Raw genomic sequence first — 14,959 nt, 5'->3', positions numbered from 1 at the left:
ATCTGTAAGCCGCTCGATGTACACGGTCGTATCCGCGTGCTGTGTGCGGGCGTTCCGACCAAAAGACCGGGTGCACCAGCAAAGCGCGCGCGGGTCAAGTCTCCCCGCGCGCTTTGCCGCATACGCCCCTTTTCTGCACACGCCCTCAGACACACCCCCCGAGCCATGAAGGGCTCTGATAGCTCATTTATCCTGCGGCACAGCGTGGGCGCGAATGGCGGAATCTTCCCCCTGGCCGGCGTTCGCCTCCGTCACCGCCGCTCGCTCCCGCTGTAACGGGAACAACAGGACGTCCCGAATTGAGGGCTGATTCGTTAACAGCATCACCAGCCTGTCCACACCGACGCCAAGCCCGCCGGTGGGCGGCATTCCGTGTTCCATCGCCAGCAAAAAGTCCTCATCTAGCTGCAGAGCCTCATCGTTGCCCGCCGCCCGTTCCCTCGCCTGCTGCAGGAAGCGTTCCCGTTGGTCGAGCGGATCGTTCAGCTCGCTGAAGGCGTTGGCGTGCTCGCGCCCGACCACAAACAGCTCAAAGCGGTCCGCAAAGCGTGGATCGGAAGCGTTCTTCTTGGCCAGCGGGGAGATCTCCACCGGGTGGCCGTAGACGAAGGTCGGCTGAATCAGGGTGTGTTCCACCTTCTGCTCGAAGAACTCGTTGACGATGTGGCCGTACTCCATTTCTGGCCGCACGGCCACGCCGTGGGACTCAGCCAGGGCGCGCGCCTCCGCGGTCGTGCGCACAGTCCAGAAGTCCACCCCGGTCTGTTCCCGGATGAGGTCCACCATGTGCCCGCGCCGCCACGGACCGTTCAGGTCAATCTCATGCTCACCGTAGGGGATGACCAGTTGTTTGTGAACCGCCAGCGCCGCCTGCCGGATCATGTTCTCCGTGAGATCCATCATGTCGCGGAAATCGGCGTACGCCTGATACAGCTCCAGCATCGTGAATTCGGGGTTGTGGCGCGTTGAAATGCCCTCGTTGCGATACACGCGGCCGATTTCGTACACGCGCTCCAACCCGCCGACAATCAGCCGCTTCAAATGCAGCTCCAGCGCAATCCGCAGGTGCAGCGTCATATCGAGCGCGTTGTGGTGCGTGAGAAACGGGCGCGCATGTGCCCCGCTGGCGATGCTGTGCAGGGTCGGCGTCTCGACCTCGAGAAACCCCTGCTCGTCCAGGTAGCGGCGGATGGCCTGGATGATGCGCGTGCGCGCGATGAACGTCTCGCGCGTCTCCGGATTGACCACCAAATCCAGATAGCGCTGCCGATAGCGGGTCTCCACATCCTTGAGGCCGTGCCACTTCTCCGGCAGCGGCCGCAGCGCCTTGGCGAGCACCGTCAACCGCTCCGCCAGCACCGTCACCTCGCCGCGGTTGGTGCGGAACACAGGGCCCTCGACGCCGATGAAGTCGCCCAGGTCGAGCAGGCGGAAGACCTCGTAGCCGTCTTTACCGAGAACGTCAATCTTGGCGTAGATTTGAATCGTCCCCGTCCGGTCCTGCAACACCGCGAAACTGGCCTTGCCGTGACCGCGCCGGACGAGCATCCGCCCGGCGATGGACACCCGCAGACCAGCCGCCTCCAGCTCCTCTTTCGACTTGTCGCCAGCCCACGTCAAAATGTCCTGCGCGTGATGCGTCACCTCATAGCGCGCGCCGAACGGATCCACCCCTCGCTTCCGCAGCTCCTCCAGCTTGTGGATGCGCGCCTGGTACAAATCGCGTTCTTCCATGATTCACCTCACGAATACAGGCGAGCACCAGACGACGCTGCGCCTGGTCTCGCCTCCCATTGTCCTTTCCTAGTCCTGTTCATTATACATACAAGCCCTGCGACGCGCATGGACAAACCGTCGAAGCAGCGCGATAGGCCACTCAGCGCTTGATCTCGAGGATGCGGAACTGGATGGTTCCAGACGGGACGGCCACATCCACGACCGATCCGACCGCCTTCCCGAGCAACGCCTTGCCGACCGGCGATTCGTTGGAGATCTTGTTGCGCGCCGGATCGGCCTCGGCCGAACCAACAATCGTGTATTCCACTTCTTCGTCAAACTCGAGGTCCTTTAGCTTCACGGTCGATCCGATGCTGACAATGTCGGTGTCGACCTCGTTGTTCTGAATCACGCGGGCGTTGCGCAGCATCTTCTCCAGGGTGAGTATGCGTCCCTCCACGAACGCCTGTTCATTCTTCGCGTCCTCGTACTCGGAATTTTCGCTAATATCTCCATAACTGATGGCTAATTTGATCCGCTCAGCCACCTCGCGGCGCTTGACCGTCTTCAGGTGCTCCAGTTCTTCCTCCAATTTCTGCAGCCCTTCGGGGGTCAGCAGAACTTCCTTTTCTGCCATACTTGTCTCTCCTTTAAAATCCGCCATTGTTCAAACCCACGGCTTATTTGCATACCCATCTCTATGCCCGTCGGCAGCGACGGTATTCCCCAGCAAGATGGTAGAAAACACTGACGATGCGCCCGTCGTCCACACGGACTGGCGTACCGCCAGCCGTCTCGGCGTCGCACCGCAGTGTTTCACCACGTTTCCAGATTGCGTCTAGGCGAAATTATAGAGAGCCACGGAAGGAAAGTCAACGAAGCCGGATAACGCATTCATCTCCATATTTGTTATTTCTCCCATCAGCACAGCGCACGGGACCACAGCTCTTGGGCATCGACTTCGAGGACGCGGCAGATGCGATAAACGACATCCGGTGTGGGTGAACGCGTCCCCCGCTCCAAACCGCCGACGACAGCCAGACTGACACCCGCCCTCCGTGCCAGCTCAACCTGGGTGAGGCATTTCAGCTTGCGATACGCGCGCAGCCGCCTGGCGAAGGTCTCCGACACGACGCACGCCCCCCTCTTGCCGCAATCTCTCTGCCCGACGACTTATCGTCCCGCCCCCTAAGGCTCGACGCGAAGGCACCAACTCGGCCAGCGGAACCAACGCGAACGCCCGCTCCCAGAGGCGCGGGTGCGGCACCTGCAGCATGGAAAAGCAGACGTACGCGTCCCCGTACAGCAGAATATCCAGATCCAACGTGCGTGGACCAAAGCGAATGTCCCGCACACGGCCAAAATCGGCCTCTATCCGCTGCAGCCGGCTCAGCAGTTCGAGCGGCGGCAGGACCACGGGCAACTCGACGACCAGGTTGAGAAAGTCCGGTTGTTCCACGTAGCCGACAGGTTGGGTCTCGTATACCCCCGAAACGCGCATGGGGCCAATGGCCAGCCTTTGCAACCTCTCTGTCGCCTGCAGAAGCGTGCCCGCGCGATCACCGAGGTTGGACCCCAGTCCGATATAGGCCTTGACCGGTTCCATGGCCCGCCTCACTCCGCTGCCAGGATGGCCTCGAGCATGCGGCAGGTCTCCACCGTCTCAGCCACGTCGTGTACGCGCACCGCCCGTACTCCAGCCATCACGCCCCAGGAGACCGTCGCCAGCGAACCAACGAGGCGGCCGTCCACATCCTTGTCCAAGGTTCTGCCGATGAACCGCTTGCGGCTGGTGCCCAGCAGCACCGGGTAACCAAGCCGACAGTACTCAGGCAGGCGCCTGAGCACGGAGAGGTTATGTTCGTACGTCTTTCCGAAACCGATGCCAGGGTCCAGCCACAGCTTCTCCGGGCGAATACCAGCCTCAAGGCAGCGCTCCACCCCGCGCTCCGTGTCCGTGAGCAGAGCCGCGAACGGATCGGCCGTTGCCGGTTCCCGGCGATTGTGCATCCAGATGTACGTGCACCCGGCCGCCGCCACCGTAGGCAGCATGTTGTCGTCCGCCAAGCCGCCCCACACATCGTTGATGATATGTACGCCCACGTCCAGGGCTCGCTGGGCGGTCACGCTCTTGTAGGTATCCACCGACAGCGTCGCATCGGTGCGCTGAGCCAATTCCCGCAGCACTGGCTCAATCCGGCGCCATTCCTCGTCCGCGTCCACCGGCGTGTGCCCGGGGCGCGTGCTCTCGCCACCAATGTCGAGGATGTCCGCCCCCGCCTCCAACAGCCGGTAGGCATGCTGCAGGGCCTGCTTCACCTCATAGTAGCGACCGCCGTCGGAAAACGAGTCGGGGGTCACGTTGACAATGCCCATCACCTGCACCCGCGGACGCTCCACCACCGCAGCTCCCGCAGGGGCCACTTCCAGTCTGACTGTCATGGCTCATCCCTCCCATTGTCCCGCACCATGCCTTCCCGTGGCAGCAAGTCGTGGCCCGATTCCAGCTCTTCTGCCATAGCGGCCAACTCGTCGGCGGTGAAGCGGTACACCTGTGCGCAGAAGTGGCAGACCACCTCTGCTCCGCCCTGGCTGTCTATCATGTCCCACAATTCCTCCTGGCCCATGCTCTGCAGAATGCCGCGCAAGCGCTGGCGCGAGCAGGTGCAACGAAAACGAAGCGGGCGCTCATCCAACACCTCGGTGCCGGGCAGTACGATTTTCGCCAGATCGCGGGCGCCGGCGCCCTCCTTCAGGAGATCCGTCACACTGGCCAGGGAGCGCACGCGGGATTCCACCCAGTCGATGTCCTCCAACGTATGCCCCGGCAACAGTTGGACAATGAACCCGCCCGCGCAGATGACCGTATTGTCCGTATCCACCAACACGCCGACTCCCACGGACGAAGGCGTCTGCTCGGAAGCGGCAAAATAATAGGCGAAATCGTCGCCAATCTCCCCGCTCCTCAACTCCACGCCGCCCCGGTACACTTCCCGCAAACCCATGTCGCGCAGGACATACAGCATGCCACGGCCGACCGCACCGCCGACATCGAGCTTGCCGACAGCATTGGCCGGCAAGTGCACCTGCGGGTGCTGCACGTAACCACGCACGTGGCCGGCGGAATCCGCATCGACGACGATTGCGCCCAGCGGTCCGTCTCCTTTAACCTGCACGGTCAACCGCTCTTCCCCCTTCAGGTCTGTCGCCATCATCGCAGCGACAGAGGCGGTGCGCCCCAAAGCAGCGGTGGCCACCGGCCAGGTTTCATGCCGGCGCTGCAGTTCATTCACCAACTGTGTCGTCACGCAGGCCAAGAGCCGCACCCGCCCGTCGCGGGCCAAACCGCGCACGGCGGTGTCTCGCAGATCGCTCATCCGTTCCACCCCATTTGTCCTCCGCTCTGCGCCTGCGCACAGGGCGTCAAGTCGCGCATTCCACAATTTCGATGGTCGGGTGCTCCATCAGGTCCAGTTCATAGGGTTCCGCTACCGGCAGGCCATCCGCGTCCGCAAACACCCGTACCACCGGCCTCTGTGTGCGCCGGGGCGGACTTTTTATCACCACGGCCCACTCCCCATTCGACAAACGCACACTCGCCCCCACCCGATAGACGGCGATGGTCTCGACAAACGCTTCCACCACCCGCACATCGAACTGTGTGCCGCCACCCCCGAGAATCATCTCGTAGGCTTTGTGCGGCAGATAGCCGCGCCGATAGACGCGGTGGGCGGTCAACGCTTCGTACACGTCCGCCACACCGACGATGCGGCCAAACAGGTGGATCTCATCTTCCTTCAATCCTCGCGGGTAGCCCGATCCGTCCACCCGCTCGTGATGCTCCAAAGCAATCAGCCGGCTGGTTTCCCGCAAGTCCGACTGCTGCCCCAGCAGTTCATAGCCGTAACTGGTGTGCAGCTTGACCACTTCAAACTCGTCGCGGGTCAGCCGGCCCGGCTTTTTCAGGATGCGCGCGGGAATGCGCAGCTTGCCCACGTCATGCAGCAGGGTGCCGATGCCCAACGCCACCAATTCCTCACGTGGCAAGCCCAGGCGCAGCCCCACCGCCAGCGCGAAGAGCGTGACATTCACGGAGTGGTGAAACAGTTCCCCGTCGGTCAGGTACACGCTGGACAGGTGTCGCCCCGCATGCTCTGCGCTCTCCAGACAATCGACCACCTCATCCACCAGCGGCCGCAGGCGGCCCCGGACCGCCGACGCCCCTGCCCGCCGAGAGGTGGACGCCCCGGCCAGCTCCATCAGCGCGGCATGCGTGGCGCCAAGCAAACGCCCTCTCGTGGCCGCATCGACCACCTCATCGACGGCCACATCGTCAAACCGCTCATCCTCAATGCACACCGCCGGCACGCCCATGCGCACCAGCCGCTGAACGAAACCTTCGGTGAGCCGCACGCCGCGGGCCAGCAGCACCCGCCCTCGCTCGTCCAGAACATCCTGCGCCAGGACGCAGTCTTCCCTCAGATCTTTCACCGCCACCCAGCGCAATCCCTGTCTCCCCTCTCGTGCCATGCCTTGCTCCCGGCTGCACCGGCTACCTTGCCCATGGTGCAAACGAGCCCCCGAGTCTGCACCCGAGGGCTCGCTATCCGACTCATTCCTCCGCCACATCCGCCAGCCAAGACGCCACGCGGACTGCAGCCGACCACTCCGCTGCTGTGGGCGACAGACCACGAAACGACAGGTCAACATCAATCGCGGCCGCTGTCGTCGCGCGCCTCGGGTTGCTGGTCTTGGCCGGCCGCATCACCATGCGGGCCGCTGGGGCCGCCCTCCATCAGGTCACGGATCTCTTGTTCATCCACCGTCTCCTTCTCCAGCAAGAGCTGAGCCAGCGCCTCCAGCCGATCCCGCTGCTGCGTCAGGATGTCCCGCGTGCGCTCGTGGCAGGATTCGACAATCGACTTCATCTCCTGGTCGATCTCGTAGGCGACCTGGTCACTGTAATTTTGCTCGGTCGAGAGGTCCTTGCCGAGGAATACCTGCCCTTGGCGACTGCCGTACTGCATCAGCCCAAGACGGTCACTCATTCCGTACTGCGTGACCATCTGACGGGCAATCTCAGTCACGCGCTCAAGGTCGTTGGACGCGCCGGTGCTGATTTCGCCAAACACAATCTCCTCCGCCACGCGCCCGCCCAGCAGACCGCAGATGCGATCCAGCATTTCCTGCCGCGTCATGAAGTAGCGGTCTTCCTTCGGCAGTGTCACGGTGTAGCCACCGGCCATGCCGCGCGGGATGATGGTGACCTTGTGCACCGTCTCCGCATTCTGCACAAAATAGCCGATTACGGCGTGGCCCGATTCATGGTAGGCCACCAGCTTCCGCTCGTGCTCGGTCATCACCCGGCTGCGCTTCTCCGGCCCCGCCATGACGCGGTCGATGGCCTCATCGACATCGTCCTGTGTGATTTGCGACTCCCTTTTGCGGGCCGCCAGCAGCGCCGCCTCGTTCAGCACGTTCTCCAAGTCGGCGCCGGTGAAACCGGGCGTCCGCTTGGCTATCACATCCAGCTTGACCTCCGAGCTGAGCGGCTTGTTGCGCGCGTGCACGCGCAGGATATCCTCACGGCCCTTCACGTCCGGACGGTTGACGATGATCTGGCGGTCGAACCGGCCTGGGCGGAGCAGGGCCGGATCTAGGATATCCGGGCGGTTGGTGGCGGCGATGATGATGATGCCTTCGTTCGACGAAAACCCGTCCATTTCCACCAGCAACTGGTTGAGCGTCTGCTCCCGTTCATCGTGCCCTCCGCCCAAGCCTGCGCCGCGGTGGCGCCCGACAGCGTCAATCTCGTCGATGAAGATGATGCACGGAGCATTCTTCTTCGCCTGCTCAAACAGGTCGCGAACGCGGGAAGCGCCCACGCCGACAAACATCTCGACGAAGTCGGAACCGCTGATGCTGAAAAACGGGACACCCGCTTCCCCCGCCACAGCGCGCGCCAACAGCGTCTTACCGGTACCGGGAGGTCCGACCAGCAAAACACCCTTGGGGATGCGCGCGCCCAGCGCCGAGAACCGCTTGGGGTCGCGCAGAAACTCCACAATTTCCACCAGTTCCGCCTTTTCTTCATCGGCACCTGCGACGTCGCGGAACGTCACCTTGCGCTTTTCTTCCGTATAGAGACGGGCTCGGCTCTTGCCGAAGTTCATCACCCGGCTGCCGCCGCCCTGAGCCTGGTTGAACAGGATGAACATAAGGATGAACAGGAAGATGAACGGCAGGACCGATTCGAGGACTTGCATCCAAATTGAGCCGCGCGGTTGCGGGGCCACCGTCATCTGAACCTTGTTGTCCTCAAGAAACTGAGTCACATCATGGTTGAGGAGGACTCGCGTAGAAAACTTTTTGCCATCCGTTAGTTCGCCGTCGATGCTGGCCGTCAGGCCTTCCGGCGTTATCAAGACGCCTGGATCTCGTTTGACATCCCCCTGCCTGACCTCTGTGACGAACTGGCTGTATGAGAGATCCGAGCGGGTATGACCCGAACTCGTCAGCCAGTTGACGACCGCCACGACGAGTAACAGGATTAATACGTATAAGACAATATTTCGGTAAAACCTGTTCATGCCTTGCCTCCTCCCGGTCTGGCGGAACTATTGTATCATACGCAAAATCACAGGAACAGCGTCCGCCCAGGCATCAACCAGGCATACGATGAAAGGAGTGTGACAGTCTGTGCCCGCAAGCGCAAACCCCACAAACTCGGGCACCCGGCTATTTCTGATACACCTCGGGCTTGAGCACACCCACATACGGCAAGTTGCGGTACCGTTCCGCATAATCCAGCCCATATCCGACAATGAACTGGTTGGGTACGGTAAACCCACAATAGTCCGGAGCAATATCGACCGCCCGCCCCTCCGGCTTGTCAAACAGCGCCGCTACCTTCACGGACGCGGCGCGGCGGTGCAACAGGTGTTCCCGCAGGTATTTGAGGGTCAAGCCGGTGTCTACGATGTCCTCGACAATCACCACATGCCGGTCCTCGATTGACCGCTCCAGGTCTTTCAAGATCCGCACCACACCTGAGGATTTGGAGGAGGCGCCGTAGCTGGAAATAGCCATGAAGTCCATCTCCAACGGAATTTCCACCCGCTTGACCAGGTCCGACATGAACAGCACCGCACCTTTGAGCACACAGATCATCAGCGGGTTTTTCTCCTTATAATCTACACTGATCTGGCGACCCATTTCGGCCACCTTGTCCGCAATCTGCTGTTCCGTAAATAAAACGGTTTCCAAATCTGGATGCATGATGTCCTCCCTGTGACGTTCACTTTCCGGTCAACGGACGGTCCGACGCGGCCGGACGCTCGCGAGGGCAGGCATGGTGAGGCCCCACACAAGTGACGGCCCAACCCACCGCCTGGCCCGGCTCAAGCAGGCTGCATCCCGCCCGCATCAACCCAGGCACCCAGACGATTTCGTCCTCGACGCACACCACCGGCCACACGCCGCGCAGTCGACGCGGCACCTTGCTGTCCACAAACACGTCCTGCAGTTTGCGGCTGCCCGAGCGGCCCAACAAGCGCGCCCTATCTCCCGGGCGAGCCGTCCGCACGGTCACCTGGGGCAACGGCGGCAGGCGGGTTTCCCAAGCACTCGACGTCTTCAGCCCGAGCGCGGGTGTCCAGGCGCGGCAGACAAACCGCCACGCGCAGCCGGCACCGCGATGCTCCCAGCGCGCCCCGTCAAACAGCCGCCAGGTTTGCGCGACCGGCGGCTCCAACGGGTCCTCGTCGCTGTGTTCACGGGCCGCCAGGCCGACGTACAGCCGGTCGTACTCCCGCCAAGCGGTTAAGCCCATGCTCAAGGTTACGCGGCCAGACGGCCGCGCGGCCGCAGCCAGGTTCAGCACCGCCGCGATATGGCTCAGCGTCCAGTCGCCGGATGCCAAACAATACAATAGTATTTTAACGATCCGACGCTGTAAAGGACGAGCCACCGTCAAAAATCGGGACAGGTCGACGACCGCCTGGCCTGGCTCCATCCGGACGCACCGGCGCAAGCCGGCCCACGCCTGCTCCTCCAGCCACGCGTCCTCTTCCTGCACCACCTCGGCAAAGCGGACGGCCATCTGCGCCGCCTTCGGCTCCACGTCGCGCAGCCGGGGCAGCACCTGGTGGCGCAGGTAGTTGCGCGTGTACTCGGTTGATTGATTGCTCTCGTCTTCCCGAAAGGGTACCTTCTCCACCGCCGCGTATTCGTACAGCCAGGCCTTCTCAAACTTTAGGAGAGGCCGCAGCCATTCCATCCCCTCGCGCACGCTGCGCGCCCTCATGCCGCCGATGCCGGTGAGCGACGTTCCGCGCAACAGACGCCAAAGGATGGTCTCCAACTGGTCATCCGCGTGATGAGCGAGGAACACCTGGCGCGCTCCGACCTCTCTGGCCACGGCGGCCAGCGCCTGGTAGCGGAGGCGGCGGGCGTTGGCCTCGACGCCCCGGTTCTCCTCCTTCGGGGTCTGTCCGACCTCTACGCGACGCACTCGGCACGCCACGCCCCAGTCCGCGCACGTGCGTTGCACCAGCTCCAGGTCTGCATCGGCCGCGGCTCGCAGCCCGTGGTGGATGTGCACCGCCAGTACCGGCCGGCCCACCCTGGCGGCGGCCTGGCGCAACCCGTCGAGCAGCACCATCGAATCGACTCCGCCCGAAACGGCCGCCACCACGAGCCCTTGTCCGCCTTCAAGCCAGCCGGCCAGCTCCCGTTCCAGCCGCTCCCGATAGTCGCTGCCCATGCGTGATGACGCCTCCTGCCCGCCTTTCTTGCTGCCTATCATACCAGAGCCTGTTCAGCAGACCAATGGCCGGATGGGTCACGCCCACGGATGGTAGGAGACCCAAGCCGCCGCCGTTACCGCGACGGCCAGGGTGATGGACCCCCACATCAACCGCTCGCTCCAATCCATGCGCCTGGCCGTGGGTCTCGTCTGCGTGCCAGCGCCCGCCGTCCCCGCGTGAGCCGCCCGGGCAGGGGCCGCTCCGCCCGCACCTGCCCCGGGCGGCCGGACAGCATGCCATCCTGCCCCTGCGGCGGCCATCCCTGACCCCGCTCCGTACCGCCTCGCGCCGTGAGGGACACTCCCCGGCCAAGCCGTCTGCCAGGCGTTTGCGAAGGCGCGGGCGCTCGCCCATCCCCCGCGCACGGCCTCCGCCAGCACTCGGCCTTTGGCCGAGCGATGCATGTGCGCCAGCTCCTTCTCCAGATAACGGCGGCGGGCGGCCAGAGGACTCGCCTGAACCTTCGCCGGGGGACCGCCCGTCCAGGCAAACCAGATCATCAACGCCAGCGCGAACAGGTCGTACTGGGCATCGGCTCGACGGTCGCCAAACCCCCAGAAGGCGCGATCATAGGTGGGCGTGAATTGCCGGACGGATCGACCAAAAGGGGTGACGCCGCCGACGTCGACAAACCGCGCGGTCAACGATGATCCGCGCTCAATCAGGATGTTTTGCGGCTTGACGTCGCAATACGCGTGCCCGCCTTGGTGCAGACCGGCCAACCCGCGCAGCAGCTGCAGCACCAACTCGTCCCAGTCGCGCCCCCTCAGCCGGCTGGCGCAGCGACTGAGGGGCTGGCCGGGAACCCACTCCATCACATAGAAAAAGCACGCAGGCACACCCGCAGCGTCGTCGATAAAAAACCCGCGCGGGAAAGCACCTCCGCGCATCTGTTCCAGAACCGCCCACTCCAGCGCGATGTCTTGCGAGGAGGGGCAGACCTTCATTGCGGCCTGCCCCCTGCCGTCGGTGCGCACCAGGTAGACGCGTCCGTTGGCGCCCTCTCCGAGCACCCGCTCGACGGCAATCCGGCGCTGCGTCCACCTGCCGACAACCGCCGTGCCCGGACTCAGTGTCAAGCCGCGTCACGCTCCGGCCGCCGGCTCTTCCGGCCAAGCGCTGGCTCCCGGTCCTCGGCCATCCCCCCGCCACGAGGCCAGGAGATCCGTCGCGTAGGCAATGGCCGGCCCGGTCGGCGTGCCGCCGCGCGCCACCAGCATCGTCTCCAGTTTGTCCGTGTCCACTCCGTCCGCAAACGGCTGTACCGTGCGCACCATCTCGGTGGCCGACCCGGGGAACACGGTCACCGCCACCTGAGACGGCCCTTTGCGCGCCTGCAGGGACAGGCTGAGGTCCCGTATGGCCTCCTGGACGGTCGGCATCTTCTCGCGCATGCTGGCGCTGGTGTCCACCGCGACGACCAACACCAGGCAGGATTCCTCCTCCATGGTCTCCATCACGCGCGCCACCTTGATCCGCTCGCTCGGCGGCAAATCCTCTACGGTCTTGCCGAGCGCCTGCATCAGCTCCTGGTTGACCGCCTGCTGCAGCGTCATCTGCACCGTCTGGTGGGTAAGCATCTGCGCTGTGGCCGACAGCTCCTGCGGCTCGACAATGCGGCACAGGCCGCCACCGGCGTCGGCGATGGACATCGCCTCCTCACGCCCCTGACGGCCCATGTCTCCTTGATCCACGACACCGATGACGTTGATGGCAATCCCCTGCCGGCGCGCCCGTTCCGCCGCGGCCACCGGGTCTTCGCCGACGTTGGAACAGCCGTCGGTAATGACCAGGATCTGTTTGAGCGTCGCTTGCGTCTCTGCCAACTCTCGCACCTCCATACGTTCTCATGCATGCCGACTCTAGCAGTATGGACGAACTTGGCGAGAGTCATTCCACCGGCGAACCCTGCAACCGCAGCCCGACACCTGCGGCTCGTCTTGTCTAAGCCCCGCGTCGGCGCAGTTCGCCCAGACTCACCACCCCCTGGGCCGGAATCGTCGCCCATTCCGGCTCGTGCGGCTCCAACACGGCCACCAGAACCGTCATGTCGTCGAGGATCTGCCCGTGGTTGACACGCACCGCCGCCTCCAGCAGAGTGTCCGCGATGGCTTGGGGATCGTCCGTTTGCAGGTGCTCAATCTGCCTTTTCAACCAGTCCTCCTTGTCGTAGAGATTCTGTGCGGCGTCATAGACGCCGTCGGAGACGAAGATCAGGATGTCTCCAGGGGACAACTGTTCATCGACCGTCTGCACGTCGATGTCCTGCAGGATGCCTATCGGCACGTTGGCCGCGCTGATGGTCCGCACCTCACCGCCCCGGCGCAGAAAGCTGGGCGCGGAGCCAATCTTCAAGAACTCGGCGTGCGCCGAGTAGAGGTCTATCAAGGCCATGTCGAGCGTCGTGAACATCTCCTCGCGCGACCGCAAGAGCAAGGTCGAGTTGACCGTCTTGATGGCCATCTGCTCGTCAAACCCGGCCTTGAGCAGTTTTTTCAGCAGCTCGGTGGCATCGCGGGATTCCCGCCGTGCCCGTTCGCCGTTGCCCATGCCGTCGCTGACCACGATGGCGAAGCGCCCGTTGCCCAGGTCGAGCGCTGTGTACGTGTCCCCCGAGACAAGCCGTCCGTCCCGGGGCGCGGCGGCGACGGCGGTGCGGACGTTGTACATGCGGGCGGAGGTGAACACGGCCGTGCACGGGCCAGATCCATCGGATCTCACCTCACTCACGGCGATGTGTTCGCCCAGAATGCCCGACAACAGCGGCGCAATCATGCGCACCGAGTTTTCGTAGGCGCCCTGGGAGGGCTGCGTGACCTCGATTTCCACCTTGCCCGACTCGAGGCTGACGATATGGACGTGATTCACGTACAGACCCAGCTGCTCAAGCGCCGCCATGATGCGTTCCTCGCCACCCAGCGACGTCTCGTTCTCCGTCTCCATCCGCTCCGCCATCTGGCGAACGACGGCGGCCACCCCGGCCATCTGGGCGGAGACCAGGCGCGACTGGTCGTGCAGCTTGGCCAGCCACTTGGCGTCGCGGTCAATCAACTCCACGTTGTAGCGCAGCACCCCCATCATCGAGTCGAGGCGGATGCAGCGTTGGCGCAGCTCTTCGGGCGGAATGGTGCCGGGCCCGCGAGCGGCTTCGAGCTTGGCGACGGTGCGGATAATCGCCTGGTAGGTCTGATACCCCTCCTGTTCCCAACACTTGGCGCGGCGCGGGCAGCCGCTGCACACCGACTTGGCCGCCCGACCGACCGCCTCGTCGAGCAGCTGGCGGGCCGAGACGTATTCGCTGCCGCCTGGATCGGCGAAGGTGACGGAAAGCTCGTCAAACACCTGGCCGACGGTGTTCATCTTTTCTGACAGCAGCGCGCGCACGCGGCGGACGTGGGCCTGCTCCGACCTTTGGTGCTCGGCCGTGCCCGGCACATAGCTGGCAATCCGCCTGCGCAAGCCGGCGGGTGAAAGCAGGTGCAGCACAGCGGCCACACCCGCCGTCGCCACAGCGGCCAGAAACGTGGACGGCCGGTCTGCGAAGGTGAGGCTGAGCAGACTGACGCTGCCGACAAAGGCGACGGCTCCCCAGACGCGACCGGCGCCCCTCAAAGTGCCGGCCAGGAGTCCGGCAAAGGCAAGAACCGCGACCTGGGCCAGGGTCTGGGCGTGATCCAGCATGGCGAGCACGCCGACCACCACCGCTGCGGCGGGCCCCAGCCCAATTCCGCCGGCCGCGGCCAGGGTGAGCACCACCCAATCGACGGCGACGCTGACCAGGCTGATGCCGCCCAGGCTGATGCCGCTCATGCCGGTGATGACGGAACCAACCAGAATCGCCAGGCTGACCACCTGGTCCTGACGCAGTTTGTGGCTGCCCGATCCCGCGTGAGACCAGAGGACGGGCAGCGACTGGAGAAAGATGAGGGAGAGGATGACCACCAGCGCTCCTTCAGCGAAGGCGAGGAACACGTCGTATCGGCTCCACACACCGCCGGTGGCGGCCAGGCGCACGGCGGTGTCGACGAAACCGGCGATAAACGGGAGCCAATGCAAGTCGGACTGGCGACGGGCGTACAGGGCCTTGCGCAGGAGACGGTAGACGAGGTAAGTGACGAATACGAGCAGAGCGTTGTTGAGGCCGGCGCCCAAATAGGCTCCCGCTATCGCGGCGTAGGCCGGCAGGCTGCGCCGGGTGCCCAGGACCTCGCTGGCGACGACGTAAAGCGCCAGCCCGAACGGATACACGGCGTGGCCGATGGACGCCCGCCCCAACAAGAGGGCCAAGCCGGTGAGCAGGGTGGCTTCCACCAAGCGCAGGACCAGCGGACGCCATCCATCCTTGGCCGGCCTGACTGTCGGCCTTCCTGCTGCACTGACAAACTGGTGCGACATTCCGTACTCCTCCTCCGTGTGGCGGGGAACCCGTCGGCGCC

The 14,959-nt window shown here is 64.0% G+C and carries 12 protein-coding genes and 1 pseudogene; all 13 read right to left on the bottom strand.

Annotation, left to right across the window (positions count from 1 at the left end; translation table 11 throughout):
• Positions 1 to 261: 261 nt before the first annotated feature.
• A pseudogene (gene lysS / locus ASH01S_RS08515) lies at positions 262 to 1,734 on the bottom strand (lysine--tRNA ligase); the annotation flags it as partial.
• A 142-nt stretch (positions 1,735 to 1,876) separates the two neighbouring features.
• On the bottom strand, positions 1,877 to 2,353 hold the full coding sequence (gene greA, locus ASH01S_RS08510) for a transcription elongation factor GreA (RefSeq protein ID WP_026962288.1): 477 nt from the start codon (positions 2,351 to 2,353) through the stop codon (positions 1,877 to 1,879).
• A 284-nt stretch (positions 2,354 to 2,637) separates the two neighbouring features.
• The gene (locus tag ASH01S_RS17905; protein WP_083516957.1) at positions 2,638 to 2,847 is read right to left on the bottom strand and encodes a helix-turn-helix transcriptional regulator; all 210 of its coding nucleotides are present in this window, start codon (positions 2,845 to 2,847) and stop codon (positions 2,638 to 2,640) included.
• Positions 2,783 to 3,322: a 2-amino-4-hydroxy-6-hydroxymethyldihydropteridine diphosphokinase gene (folK, locus tag ASH01S_RS08505; RefSeq protein ID WP_067926460.1), complete on the bottom strand. Its 540-nt coding sequence runs from the start codon at positions 3,320 to 3,322 to the stop codon at positions 2,783 to 2,785. Before folK ends, ASH01S_RS17905 begins: the two co-directional genes overlap by 65 nt.
• A gap of 8 nt (positions 3,323 to 3,330) precedes the next feature.
• On the bottom strand, positions 3,331 to 4,158 hold the full coding sequence (gene folP, locus ASH01S_RS08500) for a dihydropteroate synthase (protein WP_067926457.1): 828 nt from the start codon (positions 4,156 to 4,158) through the stop codon (positions 3,331 to 3,333).
• Positions 4,155 to 5,093 (bottom strand): Hsp33 family molecular chaperone HslO, encoded by a 939-nt coding sequence (gene hslO / locus ASH01S_RS08495; protein ID WP_067926497.1) that lies wholly within the window; start codon positions 5,091 to 5,093, stop codon positions 4,155 to 4,157. The genes folP and hslO overlap by 4 nt, the downstream gene beginning before the upstream one ends.
• Before the next feature lie 46 nt (positions 5,094 to 5,139).
• A complete protein-coding gene (locus ASH01S_RS08490; RefSeq protein WP_245628996.1) occupies positions 5,140 to 6,213 on the bottom strand; it encodes an HD-GYP domain-containing protein in 1,074 nt (357 codons plus the stop codon).
• 212 nt (positions 6,214 to 6,425) lie between these two features.
• A complete protein-coding gene (gene ftsH, locus ASH01S_RS08485) occupies positions 6,426 to 8,306 on the bottom strand; it encodes an ATP-dependent zinc metalloprotease FtsH (RefSeq protein ID WP_067926451.1) in 1,881 nt (626 codons plus the stop codon).
• A 148-nt stretch (positions 8,307 to 8,454) separates the two neighbouring features.
• Positions 8,455 to 8,994: a hypoxanthine phosphoribosyltransferase gene (hpt, locus tag ASH01S_RS08480; RefSeq protein WP_067926449.1), complete on the bottom strand. Its 540-nt coding sequence runs from the start codon at positions 8,992 to 8,994 to the stop codon at positions 8,455 to 8,457.
• A gap of 19 nt (positions 8,995 to 9,013) precedes the next feature.
• Positions 9,014 to 10,480 (bottom strand): tRNA lysidine(34) synthetase TilS, encoded by a 1,467-nt coding sequence (tilS, locus tag ASH01S_RS08475; RefSeq protein ID WP_067926446.1) that lies wholly within the window; start codon positions 10,478 to 10,480, stop codon positions 9,014 to 9,016.
• A 78-nt stretch (positions 10,481 to 10,558) separates the two neighbouring features.
• Entirely contained in the window at positions 10,559 to 11,602 is a 1,044-nt protein-coding gene (locus tag ASH01S_RS08470; protein WP_067926443.1) for a protein kinase domain-containing protein, read from the bottom strand.
• 6 nt (positions 11,603 to 11,608) lie between these two features.
• Entirely contained in the window at positions 11,609 to 12,349 is a 741-nt protein-coding gene (locus ASH01S_RS08465; RefSeq protein WP_245628993.1) for a vWA domain-containing protein, read from the bottom strand.
• Between the two features lie 118 nt (positions 12,350 to 12,467).
• The gene (spoIIE, locus tag ASH01S_RS08460) at positions 12,468 to 14,918 is read right to left on the bottom strand and encodes a stage II sporulation protein E (protein WP_083516955.1); all 2,451 of its coding nucleotides are present in this window, start codon (positions 14,916 to 14,918) and stop codon (positions 12,468 to 12,470) included.
• Positions 14,919 to 14,959: the final 41 nt, after the last annotated feature.

It is taken from the genome of Alicyclobacillus shizuokensis NBRC 103103 (genome assembly GCF_001552255.1).
In the GTDB taxonomy this organism is placed as follows: Bacteria; Bacillota; Bacilli; order Alicyclobacillales; family Alicyclobacillaceae; genus Alicyclobacillus_G; species Alicyclobacillus_G shizuokensis.
Note: the sequence above shows the minus strand (reverse complement) of the source record. Positions and strands in the feature narration are given on the sequence as shown.

What these genes read in the sequence shown, in the direction of transcription:
- hslO (WP_067926497.1), bottom strand. Translation starts at nt 5,093, where the DNA reads ATGAGCGATCTGCGAGACACCGCCGTGCGCGGTTTGGCCCGCGACGGG.
- ftsH (WP_067926451.1), bottom strand. Translation starts at nt 8,306, where the DNA reads ATGAACAGGTTTTACCGAAATATTGTCTTATACGTATTAATCCTGTTA.
- folP (WP_067926457.1), bottom strand. Translation starts at nt 4,158, where the DNA reads ATGACAGTCAGACTGGAAGTGGCCCCTGCGGGAGCTGCGGTGGTGGAG.
- folK (WP_067926460.1), bottom strand. Translation starts at nt 3,322, where the DNA reads ATGGAACCGGTCAAGGCCTATATCGGACTGGGGTCCAACCTCGGTGAT.
- hpt (WP_067926449.1), bottom strand. Translation starts at nt 8,994, where the DNA reads ATGCATCCAGATTTGGAAACCGTTTTATTTACGGAACAGCAGATTGCG.
- greA (WP_026962288.1), bottom strand. Translation starts at nt 2,353, where the DNA reads ATGGCAGAAAAGGAAGTTCTGCTGACCCCCGAAGGGCTGCAGAAATTG.
- spoIIE (WP_083516955.1), bottom strand. Translation starts at nt 14,918, where the DNA reads ATGTCGCACCAGTTTGTCAGTGCAGCAGGAAGGCCGACAGTCAGGCCG.
- tilS (WP_067926446.1), bottom strand. Translation starts at nt 10,480, where the DNA reads ATGGGCAGCGACTATCGGGAGCGGCTGGAACGGGAGCTGGCCGGCTGG.